This is a genomic window from Pseudohongiella spirulinae (genome assembly GCF_001444425.1).
In the GTDB taxonomy this organism is placed as follows: Bacteria; Pseudomonadota; Gammaproteobacteria; order Pseudomonadales; family Pseudohongiellaceae; genus Pseudohongiella; species Pseudohongiella spirulinae.
Window position 1 is genome coordinate 1,084,584 of the sequence record NZ_CP013189.1, and the last position, 15,403, is coordinate 1,099,986.

Annotated in this window: 14 protein-coding genes; 10 read left to right on the forward strand and 4 right to left on the reverse strand. The window is 53.4% G+C overall.

Going from position 1 to position 15,403, the window contains the following annotated elements; all coding sequences use genetic code 11:
- The first annotated feature begins 95 nt into the window (after positions 1-95).
- From PS2015_RS05020 to PS2015_RS05030, 3 genes are all read left to right on the forward strand, one after another.
- A complete protein-coding gene (locus PS2015_RS05020; protein WP_058021196.1) occupies positions 96-1,187 on the forward strand; it encodes a helix-turn-helix domain-containing protein in 1,092 nt (363 codons plus the stop codon).
- 84 nt (positions 1,188-1,271) lie between these two features.
- Complete coding sequence (locus PS2015_RS05025; RefSeq protein ID WP_058021197.1) at positions 1,272-2,255, forward strand: COX15/CtaA family protein; 984 nt, start codon at positions 1,272-1,274, stop codon at positions 2,253-2,255.
- The gene (locus PS2015_RS05030) at positions 2,222-3,172 is read left to right on the forward strand and encodes an alpha/beta hydrolase (protein ID WP_082627968.1); all 951 of its coding nucleotides are present in this window, start codon (positions 2,222-2,224) and stop codon (positions 3,170-3,172) included. Before PS2015_RS05025 ends, PS2015_RS05030 begins: the two co-directional genes overlap by 34 nt.
- Before the next feature lie 267 nt (positions 3,173-3,439).
- Here the strand turns inward: PS2015_RS05030 and PS2015_RS05035 are convergent, their stop codons facing one another.
- Together PS2015_RS05035 and PS2015_RS05040 are read right to left on the reverse strand one after the other, a co-directional pair.
- Entirely contained in the window at positions 3,440-4,267 is an 828-nt protein-coding gene (locus PS2015_RS05035; RefSeq protein ID WP_082627969.1) for a class I SAM-dependent methyltransferase, read from the reverse strand.
- Between the two features lie 40 nt (positions 4,268-4,307).
- Positions 4,308-4,865: a phosphatase PAP2 family protein gene (locus PS2015_RS05040; protein ID WP_082627970.1), complete on the reverse strand. Its 558-nt coding sequence runs from the start codon at positions 4,863-4,865 to the stop codon at positions 4,308-4,310.
- A gap of 111 nt (positions 4,866-4,976) precedes the next feature.
- Between PS2015_RS05040 and PS2015_RS05045 the strand changes: the two genes are divergently transcribed.
- Entirely contained in the window at positions 4,977-5,837 is an 861-nt protein-coding gene (locus tag PS2015_RS05045; RefSeq protein WP_058021200.1) for a sulfurtransferase, read from the forward strand.
- On the opposite strand, the gene PS2015_RS05050 is transcribed toward PS2015_RS05045, so the two are convergent.
- Positions 5,794-6,663 carry an EamA family transporter gene (locus PS2015_RS05050; protein WP_058021201.1) on the reverse strand — a complete coding sequence of 290 codons (870 nt, stop codon included), beginning with the start codon at positions 6,661-6,663 and terminating at the stop codon, positions 5,794-5,796. The two genes, PS2015_RS05045 and PS2015_RS05050, sit on opposite strands and share 44 nt — an antisense overlap.
- A gap of 165 nt (positions 6,664-6,828) precedes the next feature.
- Here PS2015_RS05050 and PS2015_RS05055 point away from each other — a divergent pair, with 165 nt between their 5' ends.
- The 5 genes from PS2015_RS05055 (at position 6,829) to secF (ending at position 12,938) form a co-directional block, all read left to right on the forward strand.
- Positions 6,829-8,415 (forward strand): peptide chain release factor 3, encoded by a 1,587-nt coding sequence (locus PS2015_RS05055; protein ID WP_058021202.1) that lies wholly within the window; start codon positions 6,829-6,831, stop codon positions 8,413-8,415.
- Between the two features lie 125 nt (positions 8,416-8,540).
- Positions 8,541-9,659, forward strand: a complete 1,119-nt coding sequence (tgt, locus tag PS2015_RS05060; protein WP_058021203.1) for a tRNA guanosine(34) transglycosylase Tgt — start codon at positions 8,541-8,543, stop codon at positions 9,657-9,659.
- A gap of 33 nt (positions 9,660-9,692) precedes the next feature.
- Positions 9,693-10,022: a preprotein translocase subunit YajC gene (yajC, locus tag PS2015_RS05065; RefSeq protein WP_058023154.1), complete on the forward strand. Its 330-nt coding sequence runs from the start codon at positions 9,693-9,695 to the stop codon at positions 10,020-10,022.
- Positions 10,023-10,061: 39 nt separating this feature from the next.
- Positions 10,062-11,918, forward strand: coding sequence for a protein translocase subunit SecD (secD, locus tag PS2015_RS05070; protein ID WP_058021204.1), 1,857 nt, complete (start codon positions 10,062-10,064; stop codon positions 11,916-11,918).
- A gap of 60 nt (positions 11,919-11,978) precedes the next feature.
- Positions 11,979-12,938, forward strand: coding sequence for a protein translocase subunit SecF (gene secF / locus PS2015_RS05075; protein WP_058021205.1), 960 nt, complete (start codon positions 11,979-11,981; stop codon positions 12,936-12,938).
- On the opposite strand, the gene PS2015_RS05080 is transcribed toward secF, so the two are convergent.
- The gene (locus PS2015_RS05080; protein WP_058021206.1) at positions 12,878-13,846 is read right to left on the reverse strand and encodes a LysR family transcriptional regulator; all 969 of its coding nucleotides are present in this window, start codon (positions 13,844-13,846) and stop codon (positions 12,878-12,880) included. The two genes, secF and PS2015_RS05080, sit on opposite strands and share 61 nt — an antisense overlap.
- Before the next feature lie 138 nt (positions 13,847-13,984).
- Here PS2015_RS05080 and PS2015_RS05085 point away from each other — a divergent pair, with 138 nt between their 5' ends.
- Positions 13,985-15,400: an acetyl-CoA carboxylase biotin carboxylase subunit gene (locus PS2015_RS05085; protein ID WP_058021207.1), complete on the forward strand. Its 1,416-nt coding sequence runs from the start codon at positions 13,985-13,987 to the stop codon at positions 15,398-15,400.
- Positions 15,401-15,403: the final 3 nt, after the last annotated feature.

Consider the following 15,403-nt stretch of genomic DNA (forward strand, 5'->3'; position numbering starts at 1 on the left):
GGATCAGAGTACTCTGCCCGGGGTTTTTTTATGGCGCTTGCATAGTTGAACGTGCTCATTTATTGTTCCGTGGGCATACGGAGAGCTTATCGATCATGCCCTGGATTCACACTGCCAGTAGTTTTTTGGCTATTTCTCAACTGGTATTTTTGTCCTGCCTGTACGCGGTTTATTTCCCGCGCAAACTGCTGTCGCGTTTGATTATCCTGTTCAGTATCTGCATAACCGCTTACATATTGTCTCGTTCCTCAGCCAGCATGCCTCAGGAGTTGCGGACGGTTTTTTCAATTCTGGCAACCCTGGCTCCTGCTGTCCTGTGGGTCATTGCCAGAAACCTGTTTGAGGATCAGGCTCGCATCCATCCCGTGATGGGCGGGCTAATACTGTTTTACATTGCTATACGGACAGTGGGTTTGTTGATGTACGACGGATCAGTTCCAAGAGGCAGTGTGTTTTTTCTGTTTTATTTTTATCTGCCTCAGTTGATCATGCTGTTGCTTGCCTGTCATGTCGTCTATATGGCCTATCAGGGTCGCGATGGTGACCTGGTTGAATCACGGCGGCAGGTTCGGGTTCCCTTTGCTATTGGTATGGGCAGTATTGTTGGCTTGATTATCGGCTCCGGGTTTTTCTGGATTGGCAACCCGCAATTGGACAGCCTCTATTTTCTGGTAATTTTTGCGCTCATCCTGTTTGTTAATCTGGCCATGTTCAGATTGCAGAAAGATGCGCCCCAGCTCATACAGACGGCGGCTGAGCAACCTGGCCCGGTTGCGCCGGCCGCCGGCCTGCCTGCTACGATCAGTCGACAGGATCAGCAACTCATTGATCGTGTACTGAAGGCGATGCAACAAGAAAGACTCTATGCAGAGGCGGGTCTGACTATCGGTGATCTGTCGGCGCGTGTGTCGCTGCAGGAATACCGTCTGCGGCGGCTGATCAACCAGACCATGCATTATCGGAATTTTAATCAATTTCTGAATCATTACCGGATCGAAGAGGCCGCCATACGGTTACTTGATCCGGCAGAGGAGCATATCCCAATATCCAGCATTGCTCTGGATGTTGGTTATCTTTCTCTTTCATCATTTAATAAGGCTTTTAAGGATATTCACGGAGTCACACCCTCAGTCTGGCGGTCATCAAAGGGCCAACAGTCCTTTGCCAGCCAGCCGCAAGGGGAGTAAAATCGGGAACAAACAAGACTTGCCCGCATCAGGTGTCGCCTGACACCTTCCTGACTATTTCTTTATTTGAGATCACTAGAGACGATGACTGATTCTGGCCTGATTGCTGATACGGCTGCCCTGAAGTCCTGGCGCCGGCTTGCTGTAATAACGATTTGTGCGGTGTACTTTCTGATTCTGGTGGGGGCGTCTGTGCGAGCTTCCGGCGCGGGAATGGGATGCCCGGATTGGCCGACCTGCTTTGGCAGCTGGATACCGCCGACCAGTGAAGCGCAACTGCCGGCGAACTATCAGGAAATATATGCGGACCGTGGTTATGCGGAAACACGTTTTAATCCCGTTAAGACCTGGACAGAGTACGTCAATCGTCTGGTAGGCGTCACAATCGGTTTGCTGATTCTGACCACCGCACTCAAGTCACTGGGATTGCGGCAGCATGATCGCTGGATCTCAATCGCTTCGGTTGCTGCCCTGCTAATGGTGATATATCAGGGTTGGTTGGGCTCACGGGTGGTGGCATCCAATCTGCAACCAGGGATGATTACACTGCATATGTTGATGGCCCTGGCAATTGTGGGGGTCTTGTTATTCGCTCTGGCAAGATCGCGTCGCGGCATTATGGCAGGCAAATCGATAGCGGGATTAAATTCTCATTTTCAACCCCTGTTGTATGCAGTAATTATCATGACTATCCTGCAGATTACCATGGGTACCCAGGTTCGTGAGATGGTTGACTACCTGAACCATACTGAAGGTGCGGAACGTTCAGCTTGGGTATCGGCCTTGCCCTGGGTATTTTATGTGCATCGCTCCTTCTCCGCAGTGGTTCTGATTGCCAATGCCTGGCTGGTTTGGATGCTGTTTCGCTCACTGGGGCTGCAGCATAGCCTGACCCGTCTGGCTATTGGTTTGTTGGTGGTTGTCGGGCTGGCTGTGTTGTCCGGAGCTACCCTTGGTCATCTGGGCATGCCGGCGCTGGTGCAGCCCACACATTTGCTGAGCGCTTCTCTCATATTTGGACTGCAATTTCTGTTATGGATGGATTATCGCCACGCAAAACAGGCGTAGTCCGGTGGTTCGTCGCATTGCTGCTGCTGGTAAGTGGCTGCGCGGGCTATCCGGCTTCGATTGACCGGCAGCAGTTGACTGCAGAGCAGTTGGCGGCGCTGGAGTCGGATAGCTACACCTATGAGTGGATAACAACGGATCAGCCCAAAGCAGTGGCGGTACTGGTGCACGGTCTTAATCTTTTGCCTGATGCGATGGATGATATTGCGGACGCACTTAGCTCTGCCAATATTGATGTTCTTGGCGTATCCCTCAGCGGTCATGCCGACGAACTGGACCAACAGGGGCGTCTGGTGCAACTTGGTGAGGCCGACTTTTCGGTGTGGCAGAACGACGTGCGTAACGCGGTGCTGGAGGCCAGCGCCTATGCCAATGAGGCAGGGTTGCCGTTGTACCTGGTGGGATTCTCACTGGGTGGTCTGCTCAGTGCCGATTACCAGCTGCACTTTGCTGCAAACGACTCTGTAGTGATAGACCGAATGGTCCTTTTCGCGCCGGCCATCAGTCTACGCTGGTCCTCCTATTTACTTTATCCATTACAGGCATTTCCTGAAGTCGTGCTGCCCAGCACTTCACCCGACGGTTACCGGGCGAATGATTTTGCACCGGTATCTGCATATCTGGCCTTGTACGAAGGCATTGACCGATTCAATGACTCTGTAGATCAATCACTGAATATGCCTGTGCTGCTGTTTATGCACTCACGCGATGAACTTGTATCCGACAATCGCATCCGGGGCTTTATCGCAAATAATAATCTGACGCGCTGGCAGTATGTGAACGTAGAAAAAAGCGACGATGCCGCCAACGTACTGAACCACCTGATCATCGGGCCGGATTCACTCGGCGTGGCCGCATGGCTCAAGGTACGAGAACAGATGCTGAGCTTTCTGGAGGGGGACGGAGACCGTCTCTGACCCCCCTTCCACTTGCAGCGCCTGAGCGCGTCGGCCCCCAGCGGGGCGGCATCCATTCAGGCCACGTTTAGCGTAGGCCGGGATTTCCGATAAAGCGCGAGGACTGTCTGAACTCCGAGCCGCGAAGCGGCGAGGGTGAGTTCCGCAGCGCCGGAAATCCCGGCCGTAGCTGTGGCCGGATGCCGCCCCGCTGGGGGCCGACGCGCGGATAACCACTGAACTTGAGCACGGGGGTCAGAGACGGTCTCCGTCCCCCGCGTCACTGTCTCAGTTCTTGATGAACTTCAGGGTCATGCGATCACTTTCGCCGATCGACAGGTTACGTGCGCGCTGCTCATCGGTCAGACCGCGCAGGTTAGGTGGCAGCATCCAGACGCCGTTCGGGTGATCCTTGGGATCATTCGGATTGGCATTGATTTCGGATTTGCCCGCGAAGGAAAAGCCGTGGGCTGTCATCAGGTCGATTAACTGCTGCTCGTGGATGTAGCCGTTTCCGGGCACCGCTGCCTGATCAGCCGGCCAGCGGTGATCCACGATACCAACTACTCCGCCTGGTTTTAGCGCGGCATACCAGGCTTTGACCACATTCTCGGCACCCATACCGAGCCAGTTATGAGCGTTTCTGAAATCCAGAACAACATCGGCTGTGCCCGCAGGTACGATTGTTGATTGTGCCTGAGTCAGTTGTTCAGCGATTTCAACCTCGCCGTAAATGTCCGGATTGCTGGCCAGCAGCCGGTCATATCCCTGGTTTGAGCCGCGCATCCAGCCTTGCAGGGGGTTGTCGCTGCGGTCGTAAGTCGCTCCGACCAGCTTGCCGTTCTCTTTCAGGTAAGGTGCCAGAATTTCTGTATACCAACCGCCACCTGGCCAGGCTTCGATAACCGTGTGGTGAGATTCCACACCAAAGAAGGTCAGTGTTTCATATGGGCTGCGGTAGACATCGCGGGATTTGTTGGCTTTGGATCGATGGTCGCCGTGAATGGCCGCCATCAATTCACCGTTGTTCTGTGCAAAACCCTGGCTGGCAGCAAACAGACCGACTGTCAAAGCAAGTGCCGATGAAAAGAGTGTCCTGGCTAACGATATTCTCATGACTGGTACTCCGGAATCCTCAGAATTAGAGCTTTGAAGATTACCCCAGAATTGATAATGATAACAATCCGCTTACACTCAAATACGCAATCAGTGTGCCCAGCAGGGCACCAGCGAGTACGTCAGACAGGAAATGAACGCGCAGCATAATGCGTGACAGCCCTATGAGGCAGGCCCAGCAGTAGCCTATCAGTGACAGGGCGGGGAAGAAGGTACTGAGCAGAGCTGCCATCATGAAAGCTGCAGTGGTGTGTCCGGAGGGAAAGCTGAATTCATCAGAGGGGTTCAGTGCCGGAGCCATGGCCTGCACCACGCGAAAAGGGCGTCGACGCTTGAACGCGTTTTTCAAGGCCCAATAGACTGGCAGTTCAATGAGGAACGCCACCAGCCCCGCAACAAGAAAGTTGAGACCCTGAACCGGATACATCATGGGCAGTATGAAGGCCAGTAGCAGATAGAGGTATCCATCGCCGGTAAATGAAATGGCACGAACTAATCGTTCCAGGCGAACATGGCGGTGTACACTGTTCAGAGCCAGAAAAAGACGTGCATCCATATCGGCCAGACGTTGCAGTTTACCAGCGGTTCGATCAGTCATGACGGGTACCCCGTTGATCAATTCGCAGCCAGTGTGGCACTGGTTTACGACAAAGCTGTGTCTTTAATATGACATTTGCATGACAAATAATTAGCTAACTACAGGTGTAATATGGAAAAAAAACCTCAATCTCCATTACTGTCGGTGTCGGAACTGAAAGCGCTGAGCGGACATGACGGGTTATTTGTTATTGATGCCCGCTTCAGGTTGGACGATCCGGAATATGGAGCCGGCGCTTTTGCTGAAGGGCACATTCCCGGTGCTTTTTATCTGGACCTCAATGAGGATCTGTCGTCAGAAATTGTGCCTGGTGTCACAGGTCGCCATCCTTTGCCGGATACTGCGTTGCTGGAAGCCAGGTTACGTGAACTGGGATTGCGATCCACGGACAGAGTGGTTGTCTACGACGATGGTCCCGGTTTTTTTGCCGCGCGCGCCTGGTGGTTGCTGGTCTGGATGGGCCACCCTCAGGTGCAGGTGCTGGATGGTGGTCTGGCAGCCTGGAAGAGAGCAGGCGGCGAGCTGACACAGCAACAGTCGGTGGCCGCCTGGCCAGGTAACTTTGTTGCCAGTCCGGATAGTCGTATGTTGATTGGTGCTGATGACATTGCGGCGCAACTGGGTCAGGCGCCCTGGTTATTGATAGATGCCAGGTCCCCGGAACGCTTCAGGGGTGAACAGGAACCGATCGACCCGGTAGCCGGACATATTCCCGGCGCACTCTGCATGCCCTGCACTGACAATGTAGATGACGGAGGCCACTTTCTGTCGCCTGATAAATTGCGGGCACGCTTCGCAAGACAGGGGGACGTCAGAGATGTCGTCAGTTATTGCGGATCAGGCGTGACGGCCTGCCATAATATATTGGCGGCAGCGGTCGCTGGTCTGCCGCTGCCGCGCTTGTACGCGGGCTCCTGGAGTGAATGGATTACGGATGCGCGAAGACCGGTTGAGGTCGCAGTCGCTGATTGATCCAGAGAGAAGAGGCAATGACGGCGCCCCCAATCACCAGCGGCACAAGCGCGGCGTCGTGATTCCAGAGTGTCAGATTGACCACCAATCCGGCGGGTACCAGAGCATTGTTCATGACAGCCAGGGTGCCCGCATCCACCTGACAGCCGCCGCGATTCCAGAGATACATGCCTAAACCAGAAGCCACCAGGCCCAGCCAGATCAGTATGCCCCACTGCAAACCACCAGTCGGCAGCATAGTGGTGTCGCCGAACAGCAGGAAGGAGGGTAGGGCCACCAACAGAGCGCCGATGAAAAAATGCCCGAAGGTGCGCCACGCCGGTACCGTTACAGTGGCATGCATCATCAGGTGCTTATAACCAACCTGCCCGGCGGCAAAACAGATGTTGGCAATCTGCAGCATAAAAAAACCGGTCAGATAGTCCTGACTCAGTCCGTCATAACGAATGATAACCGCGCCCAGCGTGGCGACGGCGGCGGCAATCAATGCGCCTGGCGAGAATTGTCGGTGCAGTGCGTCATCGATCAGGGTCACGTACAGGGGAGTGAAAACCGTAAACAGCAGCACTTCAGGCACCGTCAGCAGACTGAAAGATCGGTACAGCAAGGCATAGGTGACCCCAAACTGCAGAGCACCGCAGAGCATAATGCCGCTGATCAGCCTGGCAGGTACGCCACGCCAGATCGTAAATGGCAGGAACAGCAGTCCGCCAAGCAATACACGCGTCAGTACTGCAAAGTCATTGTCGACATTGCCGGACAAAAACTCGCCTATAAGACTGAATGAAAAAGCCCAAAGCAGTGTGACAAAAACCAGCAAACCCATACTGCGCAACTCTGTTAACTGTTACGATTAATAAAAGTTGACAATTCTAGCACAGGAAGTTGAGCCTGAAACCAGCCAAAACAATGATGCGTTGTTAAAAAAGGGTAGATCAGCGAGAATACGCGTCTAATTTTCCTATTCAGTTTACGACTCAGAAAACCATTCATGTCGAATTCACTACTCGCGCAGGAAGTTGCCTCGCGCCGCACCTTTGCCATTATCAGTCACCCGGATGCCGGTAAAACCACGATCACTGAGAAGTTGTTGTTATTCGGACGCCTCATTCAGAAGGCGGGCTCGGTAAAAGGCAAGGGTAATGACAAACACGCTACCTCGGACTGGATGGCGATGGAGCAACAGCGTGGTATCTCCGTTACATCGTCGGTAATGCAGTTTCCTTACCGTGACGCTATTGTGAACCTGCTCGATACGCCGGGACACGAAGACTTTTCAGAAGATACCTACCGGGTTCTGACTGCTGTTGACTCAGCCTTGATGGTGGTTGATGCGGCCAAAGGGGTGGAAGAACGAACCATCAAACTGATGGACGTCTGCCGACTTCGTGACACGCCAATTTTCACATTTGTGAACAAGCTGGATCGTGATACACGCGACCCTATTGAGCTGCTGGATGAAATTGAGACGGTACTGAATATTGAATGCGCGCCTGTTTATTGGCCTTTGGGTAACGGCAAAGGTTTCAAAGGTGTTTACAACCTTTATACCGACACGCTGCATGTTTATCAGCAAGGACAGGGCAATCGCATACCGGATGATGTGAAAATACAGGGACTGCGAAGCGACGAAGCCCGGGCACTGTTGGGCGCCTATGCGGACGACTTTGCCGATGAGATTGAGCTGGTGCGTGGTGCCAGTCATGAATTTGATCTGGACGCCTATCTGGCCGGACGCATGACACCGGTATTTTTTGGCACCGCCCTGGGTAATTTTGGTGTGCGGGAAATGCTGGATGATTTTGTTCGCTGGGCACCAGCGCCGCGCCCCCGGGCGACTGAGAACCGGTTGGTTGAGCCCGTTGAAGCCCAGTTCAGCGCCTTTGTGTTCAAAATACAGGCTAATATGGATCCTAATCACCGAGACCGCATTGCCTTCTTGCGTATCTGCTCTGGCAGTTACAGCAAAGGCATGAAGCTGCAGCACTGCCGTCTGGGAAAAGATGTGCGCATCAGTGATGCCGTGACATTCATGGCCGGTGAGCGCGAACAGGCGTTGCATGCCGTTTCGGGCGATATCATCGGTTTTCACAACCACGGCACCATTCAGATAGGCGATACTTTTACCGAAGGCGAGACCCTGCAGTTCACTGGTATACCCCACTTCGCCCCTGAACTGTTTCGTCGCATCCGCCTGAAAGATCCGCTGAAGACCAAACAACTGCAAAAAGGCCTGAAGCAGCTCTCTGAAGAAGGCTCTGTCCAGGTCTTTATGCCACAGCGCAATAACGATCTGATCGTCGGCGCGGTCGGTGTTCTGCAGTTTGAAGTTGTAGCCTACCGCCTAAAAGATGAATACAAAGTGGACTGCATCTACGAGCCGGTCAATATCTACAGTGCCCGCTGGGTGAGCTGTGATGACCCGAAAAAGTTTGAGGAATTCAAGAAGAAGGCCTACGAGAACCTGGCGGAGGACGGCGGCGGCTATCTGACCTATCTGCCACCGACGCGGGTGAACCTGAGCCTGATGGAGGAACGCTGGCCCGACGTCAAATTCCGCGCCACCCGCGAGCACTGAGCCTGAAGCGCGGACTACAGAGTGACCCGGACAGTTCCGGCCAGCGCACAGCGCGGGCTACGCAGCGATATCATTCGCAGCAAACAGAACGCAACACAGACGCCGGCCGAGGCGCAGAGAGATCGATGGAATTTACAGTACACGCAACCGAAGGCCACGCCCGGCGTGCCACACTCAGCTTCCCCAGGGGGGATGTGCAGACACCCGCGTTTATGCCGGTCGGCACCTACGGCACTGTCAAAGGCATGACGCCGCAGCAGATTCATGACATTGGTGCGGAGATCATACTCGGCAATACTTTTCACCTGATGCTGCGGCCGGGCACGGAAATTATTCGCAAGCACGGTGATCTGCATGACTTTATGGGCTGGGACAAACCCATACTGACTGACTCCGGCGGCTTTCAGGTGTTCAGTCTGGGGGAGATGCGCAAAATTACCGAGGAGGGTGTGACCTTTCGCTCGCCGGTGGATGGCGCCAAGGTGTTTCTGGGACCTGAATCGGCCATCCAGGTACAGCATGAGCTGGGTTCAGACATTATCATGATCTTTGACGAATGCACGCCGTATCCGGCGACTGAGCAGGAAGCGGAAAGCTCCATGCAGCTTTCGCTGCGCTGGGCTGAGCGTTGCAAGACAGCGCATGGTGATCATCCGTCGGCCTTGTTTGGAATCATTCAGGGCGGCATGTACGAGAATCTGCGTCAGCAGTCGCTGGATGCGCTGAGAGACATGGATTTTGATGGTTATGCAATCGGTGGGCTATCAGTGGGTGAACCCAAGGACGAGATGATCAAGGTGCTGGACTATGTGGGGCACCAGATGCCGGCTGATAAGCCCCGCTATCTGATGGGTGTGGGCACGCCTTCGGATATCGTTGAAGCGGTCCGTCGTGGCATTGATATGTTTGATTGTGTCATGCCGACTCGTAATGCGCGCAATGCTCATCTGTTCACCAGCCAGGGCCTTCTGAAGCTTCGCAACGCCCGTTTCAAGGATGATACCCGCCCGCTGGATCCCGCTTGCGGCTGTTATACCTGTCAGCACTTCAGCCGTGCCTACCTGCATCATCTGGATAAATGCAAGGAAATGCTGGGTGCGCAGCTCAATACCATTCATAATCTGCACTACTACCAGTCGCTGATGCAAGGTTTGCGTCAGGCATTGGAACAGGGTAGATTTACGGCCTTTGTTGAGGCGTTTTACCAGGGGCAGGCTGTCCTGGAACAGCAGCCGGACGCCTGACAAGACTATTTTTACGACACGAGAGAGATGATTATGGATTTTTTATTCGCGACAGCGCATGCCCAGCAGGCTGCGGCCCCGCAAAACAGTGCCATGTTCAACCTGCTGTTTATCGGCGGTATGTTCCTGTTGTTTTACCTGATACTGTGGCGTCCCCAGGCCAAGCGCGCCAAAGAGCACCGCGAGTTGGTAGGCAGCCTGGGCAAGGGTGATGAAGTGCTGACCAGTGGTGGCATTCTGGGTAAAGTTACCAAGGTCTCTGACGATTACGTCACCGTCGAAGTCGCCGAGGGCGTTGAGCTGAATCTGCAGAAATCGGCCGTTGCGGCAGCGTTGCCCAAGGGTACCATCAAGTCCATCTGATCCCGGGCTGAGCATTAATCGGAACAGGTTGTAAAAGACATGCTGAACAAGTTTCCACTCTGGAAAAATATACTGGTAGCGACGATAGTGCTGCTGGGACTTATTTATGCCTCGCCCAACCTGTTTCCGGATGATCCGGCTATTCAGATATCGCATGAAAATATTGAGGTCACCGAAATCGACGTGGGTATGGCAACGGATGCCTTGCGTGCGGCCGGTATCGACTTTTTTGGTGATGAACTGACCGATGTTGGCGGCCTGATTCGTTTTAACAGCCTGGATGACCAGTTGCGCGGAAAAAGCGTTATTGAGCAGAATCTGGGTTCGGGTTATATCGTGGCGCTGAACCTGGCGCCAACCACACCGGGATTCCTGCAGGCCATGGGTGCTGGCAAGATGAATCTGGGTCTGGACTTGCAGGGTGGTGTGCACTTTCTGATGGAAGTGGATATGGAAACTGCGCTGCGTCGACGCATGGAAAACACACTAAGTACCATTCGCCAGGAGTTACGTAACGAGCGTATCCGTGCCCGTTCCATCACACTGGAAGAAATCAATCTGATCGAACTGGCTTTCGATGATGAGGAGTCGCGCAATCAGGCTCGCAGTATTGTGCGAGACAATTTCGTAGATCTGCAGATTCAGGCTCGTGAGCGGGCTGGACGATATTTGCTGGCACTGTCCATGACACCAGAGAATGTGCTGCAGTTAGAACGTGACACTATTGCAGCCAATCAGACGAGTATTCTTAACCGCGTAGATTCTCTTGGTGTAGCCGAGCCGGTTGTTCAGCAACAGGGTCCCAACCGAATTGTTGTGGAGCTGCCCGGTGTTCAGGATACTGCGCAGGCCAAACGCATTCTGCAGCGTATTGCCACGTTGCAATTCCATCTTGAAGCGGGTCCCGGTGCATCACCGGGCACCTACGAAACCTATGAATATCAAGGTCAGCAGATCCGGGTGAACAATGATGTCATCCTGCAAGGTGACCGCATCAGTAATGTGCGCTCAGCGCTGGATCAATATGGACAGCCGCAGGTAGTTATCAACCTGGATGCACAGGGTGGCAGTCAGTTCAATCGCATTACCAGGGAAAACATCGGTAATCTGATGGATATTCTGCTGATTGAAACCCGCACTCGCACGGTGTTGGAACCCGACGAGAATGGCGAGATGGTGGAACGACAGGAAACTTACGAAGAACGTCGCCTGATCAGCCACGCGGTGATCCGTGCCGCGCTGGGGCGGGAGTTTGTGATCACCGGCTTGAGTGCGCGTGAAGCCAATGACCTTTCCCTGCTGATTCGATCCGGTGCGCTGGCAGCCCCTATGTACTTTATTGAAGAGCGCACTGTAGGCCCGAGTCTTGGTGCTGAAAATATTGCTCAGGGCTCTCAGGCGGTGTTGCTGGGTTATATCCTGGTGCTGTCCTTCATGCTCTATTACTATCGACTATTCGGTCTGGCAGCCAATATCGCCCTGGTTATCAACGTGATACTGCTGGTTTCCATCATGTCGATTATTTCAGCAACACTTACCTTGCCGGGTATCTTCGGTATCGTGCTGACGATTGGTATGGCCGTGGATGCTAATGTTCTGATATTTACTCGTATCCGGGAAGAGATAGTCTCGGGACTTTCGCCGCAGAATGCCATTTCTTCCGGTTTCGACCGGGCATTCTCAACGATTGTCGATGCCAACCTGACCACCTTCCTGGTAGCCATGGTGCTGTTTACAGTTGGTACCGGACCGGTAAAGGGGTTTGCGGTGACACTGATGGTGGGTATTGTCACGTCAATGTTCTCGGCCATTATGGTTACACGAGCCATTGTTAATCTGATGTACGGTGGTCGCAAGGTCCAATCCTTGTCAATAGGGCCGTTTATCAAGGCGTAAGGTCAGGTGATCAACATTTTGAGATGACCGCCTGGTGGCGGACACGGAAAGGCAAAGAATATGGCACTGTTTAAATCCGATATCGATTTCATGAGTCAGCGCAAGCGCCGCATTACCAGTACGATTTCTGGAATCATGCTGCTGATAGCTGTACTTACGCTGATATTCAATCGTTTTGAGTTTGGTCTGGATTTCACCAGTGGAACCCTGATCGAAGTCGGCTATCCCGACAGTATTAATCCGGAGCTGGTCAGACAGCAACTGGTGGACGCTGGTTACGAGCAGGCGGTGGTTGTGGCTTTCGGTTCGGACCGCGACCTGCTCGTGCGCCTGCCCGTTGACGCGGATGAGGACGATCTCGAGGCAGCTAGTGCGGCCTCGTCGCTGGGCAATGAAGTTTTGGGCGTATTGCAGCAGGTCAGTGATGTGCCGGTGGAGATGCGACGTTCGGAATATGTGGGTCCGAAAGTGGGTGCCGAATTGGCTGAGAAAGGGGCGCTGGCTTTGCTGGTGGCGCTGGGTATCGTCATGCTCTACGTGGCGGTCCGCTTTCAGTACAAATTTGCCGTGGCGGCCGTGATGGCCCTGGCGCATGACGTTGTGGTCGTGCTGGGTATCATTTCTCTGTTGCATCTGACCTTCGATCTGACAGTACTGGCGGCCTTGTTGGCGGTTATTGGCTACTCATTGAATGACACCATCGTGGTTTTTGACCGGGCGCGAGAGAATTTCCGCACCATGCGCACGACCGATCCGGAAGTCATTCTGAATACAACCCTGAATCAGGTTATTTCACGGACCTTTGTTACCTCCTTGACCACCTTGCTGGCGTTGTTTGCAATGTTGTTCATGGGTGGTGAGGCGATCCGCGGCTTTGCAATGTCATTGATTGTGGGTGTCAGCGTGGGTACCTATACTTCGTTGCATATCAGCTGTAATTTCCTGATGTATCTGAAAATTCAGAAAGAAGACCTGGCCGTTCCGATCAAGGAAGGTGAGGAGATTGACTCCATGCCTTGAGGCAGTGGGGTCTTTACGAAATTCAGAAATGCCTGCATGACAGGAGTCGGATGTTTGCCTTTCGGGTAGACGAGGCTCCATGAGCGTCTCAGGGGGAAGCCAGGCAGTTTCAGTATTTCAAGGCTGCCGAGTTGTAGTTCTGAACTGATGCTGACTTTAGGTAGTACCGCCACGCCCAAGTCCGCCAGAACACCATGCTTGATGGCATCATTCGAGCCCATCTCCATTTTCGGATTCAGCTGTAGTTTCTGTTCCCGACACCATTGCTCCAGAGCATGACGGGTGCCTGAGCCCTGCTCACGAATCAGCAGGCCTGCATCCAGAAAGGTCTGAGTATCGATGGGCTGTTGCAACAGCGGATCATTTGCCCGCACGACCGGTACCAGCAAATTGTCCAGAAAGGGCAGCAGATTGATGCCATTGCTGTCCGGCACCATGCCCATAATCAGCAGATCGTCCTGATTTTGCGTGAGTCGTTCCAGTGCCCTTGCCCGGTTGATGACCTTGAGCTGTATGTCGACCTGCGGAAACTTATCTAGAAAGCCCTTTAGCAGGTAAGGCACGACATACTGGGCTGTGCTGACCGCGGCTATTCGCAGCTGTCCCCGAACCTGGCCTTGAAGGACAGCTAATTCCATTTGCAGAACATTAAGGTTGTCGAATAGTTCGGTCACATGGCGCATAAGCTGTTCGCCGGCCGCTGTGACATAGAGCTTTTTGCCTACATAGTCGAATACGGGTTGTCCCAGAGCCTGCTCGAGCTGCCTGATCTGGGAGCTGACGGCGGGTTGAGTGAGATTAAGTTCCTCCGCCGCCCGACTGTAGCTTTGCTTGCGATAGACCGTATGGAAAATCTGCAGTTGCCGGAATGACAGGCGCTGTATGAGACGGGCCAGACGATATGGCATGGATCGATAATATTTTTCCTGAATTGGTGATATCTATAAGGTATTACTTATAGATGTAGAAAGTAAAATTAATTTTTACTTTTGCTTTGACTGAATTACCTTGAGGCAACTGCGAACACGCTTCAGCGGAGACAGCGCATGCTTAAAAAAATTCTGATAGCCAATCGCGGTGAAATTGCTGTGCGCATCGTACGCGCCTGCGCCGAGATGAATATTCGCTCGGTTGCCGTTTATACCGAGGCTGACCGCCATGCGTTGCATGTCAAGCGCGCCGACGAAGCACATTTTGTTGGTGAAGATCCGTTGGCTGGCTATCTGGATCCCAGGCAGCTGGTGAATCTGGCGGTGCAGACCGGTTGCGATGCGATTCACCCAGGCTATGGCTTTTTATCAGAAAACGCCGATTTTGCCCGTATCTGTGAGGCTAGAGGTATCCGATTTATCGGACCTTGTGCTGAGGTCATTGAAAAAATGGGCGATAAAACGGCGGCACGAGCCAGCATGATTGCCGCTGGTGTACCGGTCACACCTGGGTCAGAAGGTAATTTGGCAGATCTCGATGAGGCCCTGCAGGTGGCCGGGGAAATAGGTTATCCGGTCATGTTGAAAGCCACTTCCGGTGGCGGCGGAAGGGGCATCAGACGCTGTGATTCGCCGGAGGAGCTGCGCTCGCAGTTTCCGCGTGTCATATCCGAAGCCACCAAAGCATTCGGTTCCGCAGATGTGTTTCTGGAAAAATGCATTGTTGATCCCCGCCATATTGAGGTGCAGGTGCTGGCTGACGGCCAGGCCAATGTGATTCATCTTTACGAGCGTGACTGCTCCATTCAAAGGCGTAATCAGAAACTGATCGAGATTGCACCCAGCCCCCAGATTACGCCGGAACAGCGTCAGTATCTGGGCGAGCTGGCGGTGCGTGCTGCCAAGGCTGTGAATTACGAAAATGCCGGTACAGTTGAATTTCTGGTGACCGGACATGAAATTTATTTCATGGAGATGAATACCCGTGTTCAGGTCGAGCACACCATATCCGAGCAGATTACCGGCGTGGATATCGTGCAGGAACAGATTCGTATCGCATCGGGGTTGCCACTGCGATATCGTCAAGAGGATATCAGTTTCCGTGGCTACGCACTGCAATTCCGTATCAACGCGGAAGATCCCAAAAACAATTTTCTGCCCAGCTTTGGGCGCATTACGCGCTACTATGCACCCGGTGGTCCGGGCGTGCGGACTGACACAGCTATTTATACCGGCTACACCATTCCACCTTATTACGACTCAATGTGCCTGAAATTGATTGTCTGGGCACTGACCTGGGAGGAAGCGCTCAACCGGGGTTCCCGGGCGCTTTCAGATATGCGTGTGCAGGGGGTAAAAACCACCGCTCGCTACTACCAGGAGATTCTGCAGGATGTGGATTTTCGCAGTGGCGAATTTACGACCAGTTTTGTGCCGGATCATCCGCAATTACTGGACTACTCAGAAAAGCGTAATCCAAACGAACTGGCTCTGGCCATTGCTGCCGCCCTTGCTGCCCATGCGGGCGTTTAAAGT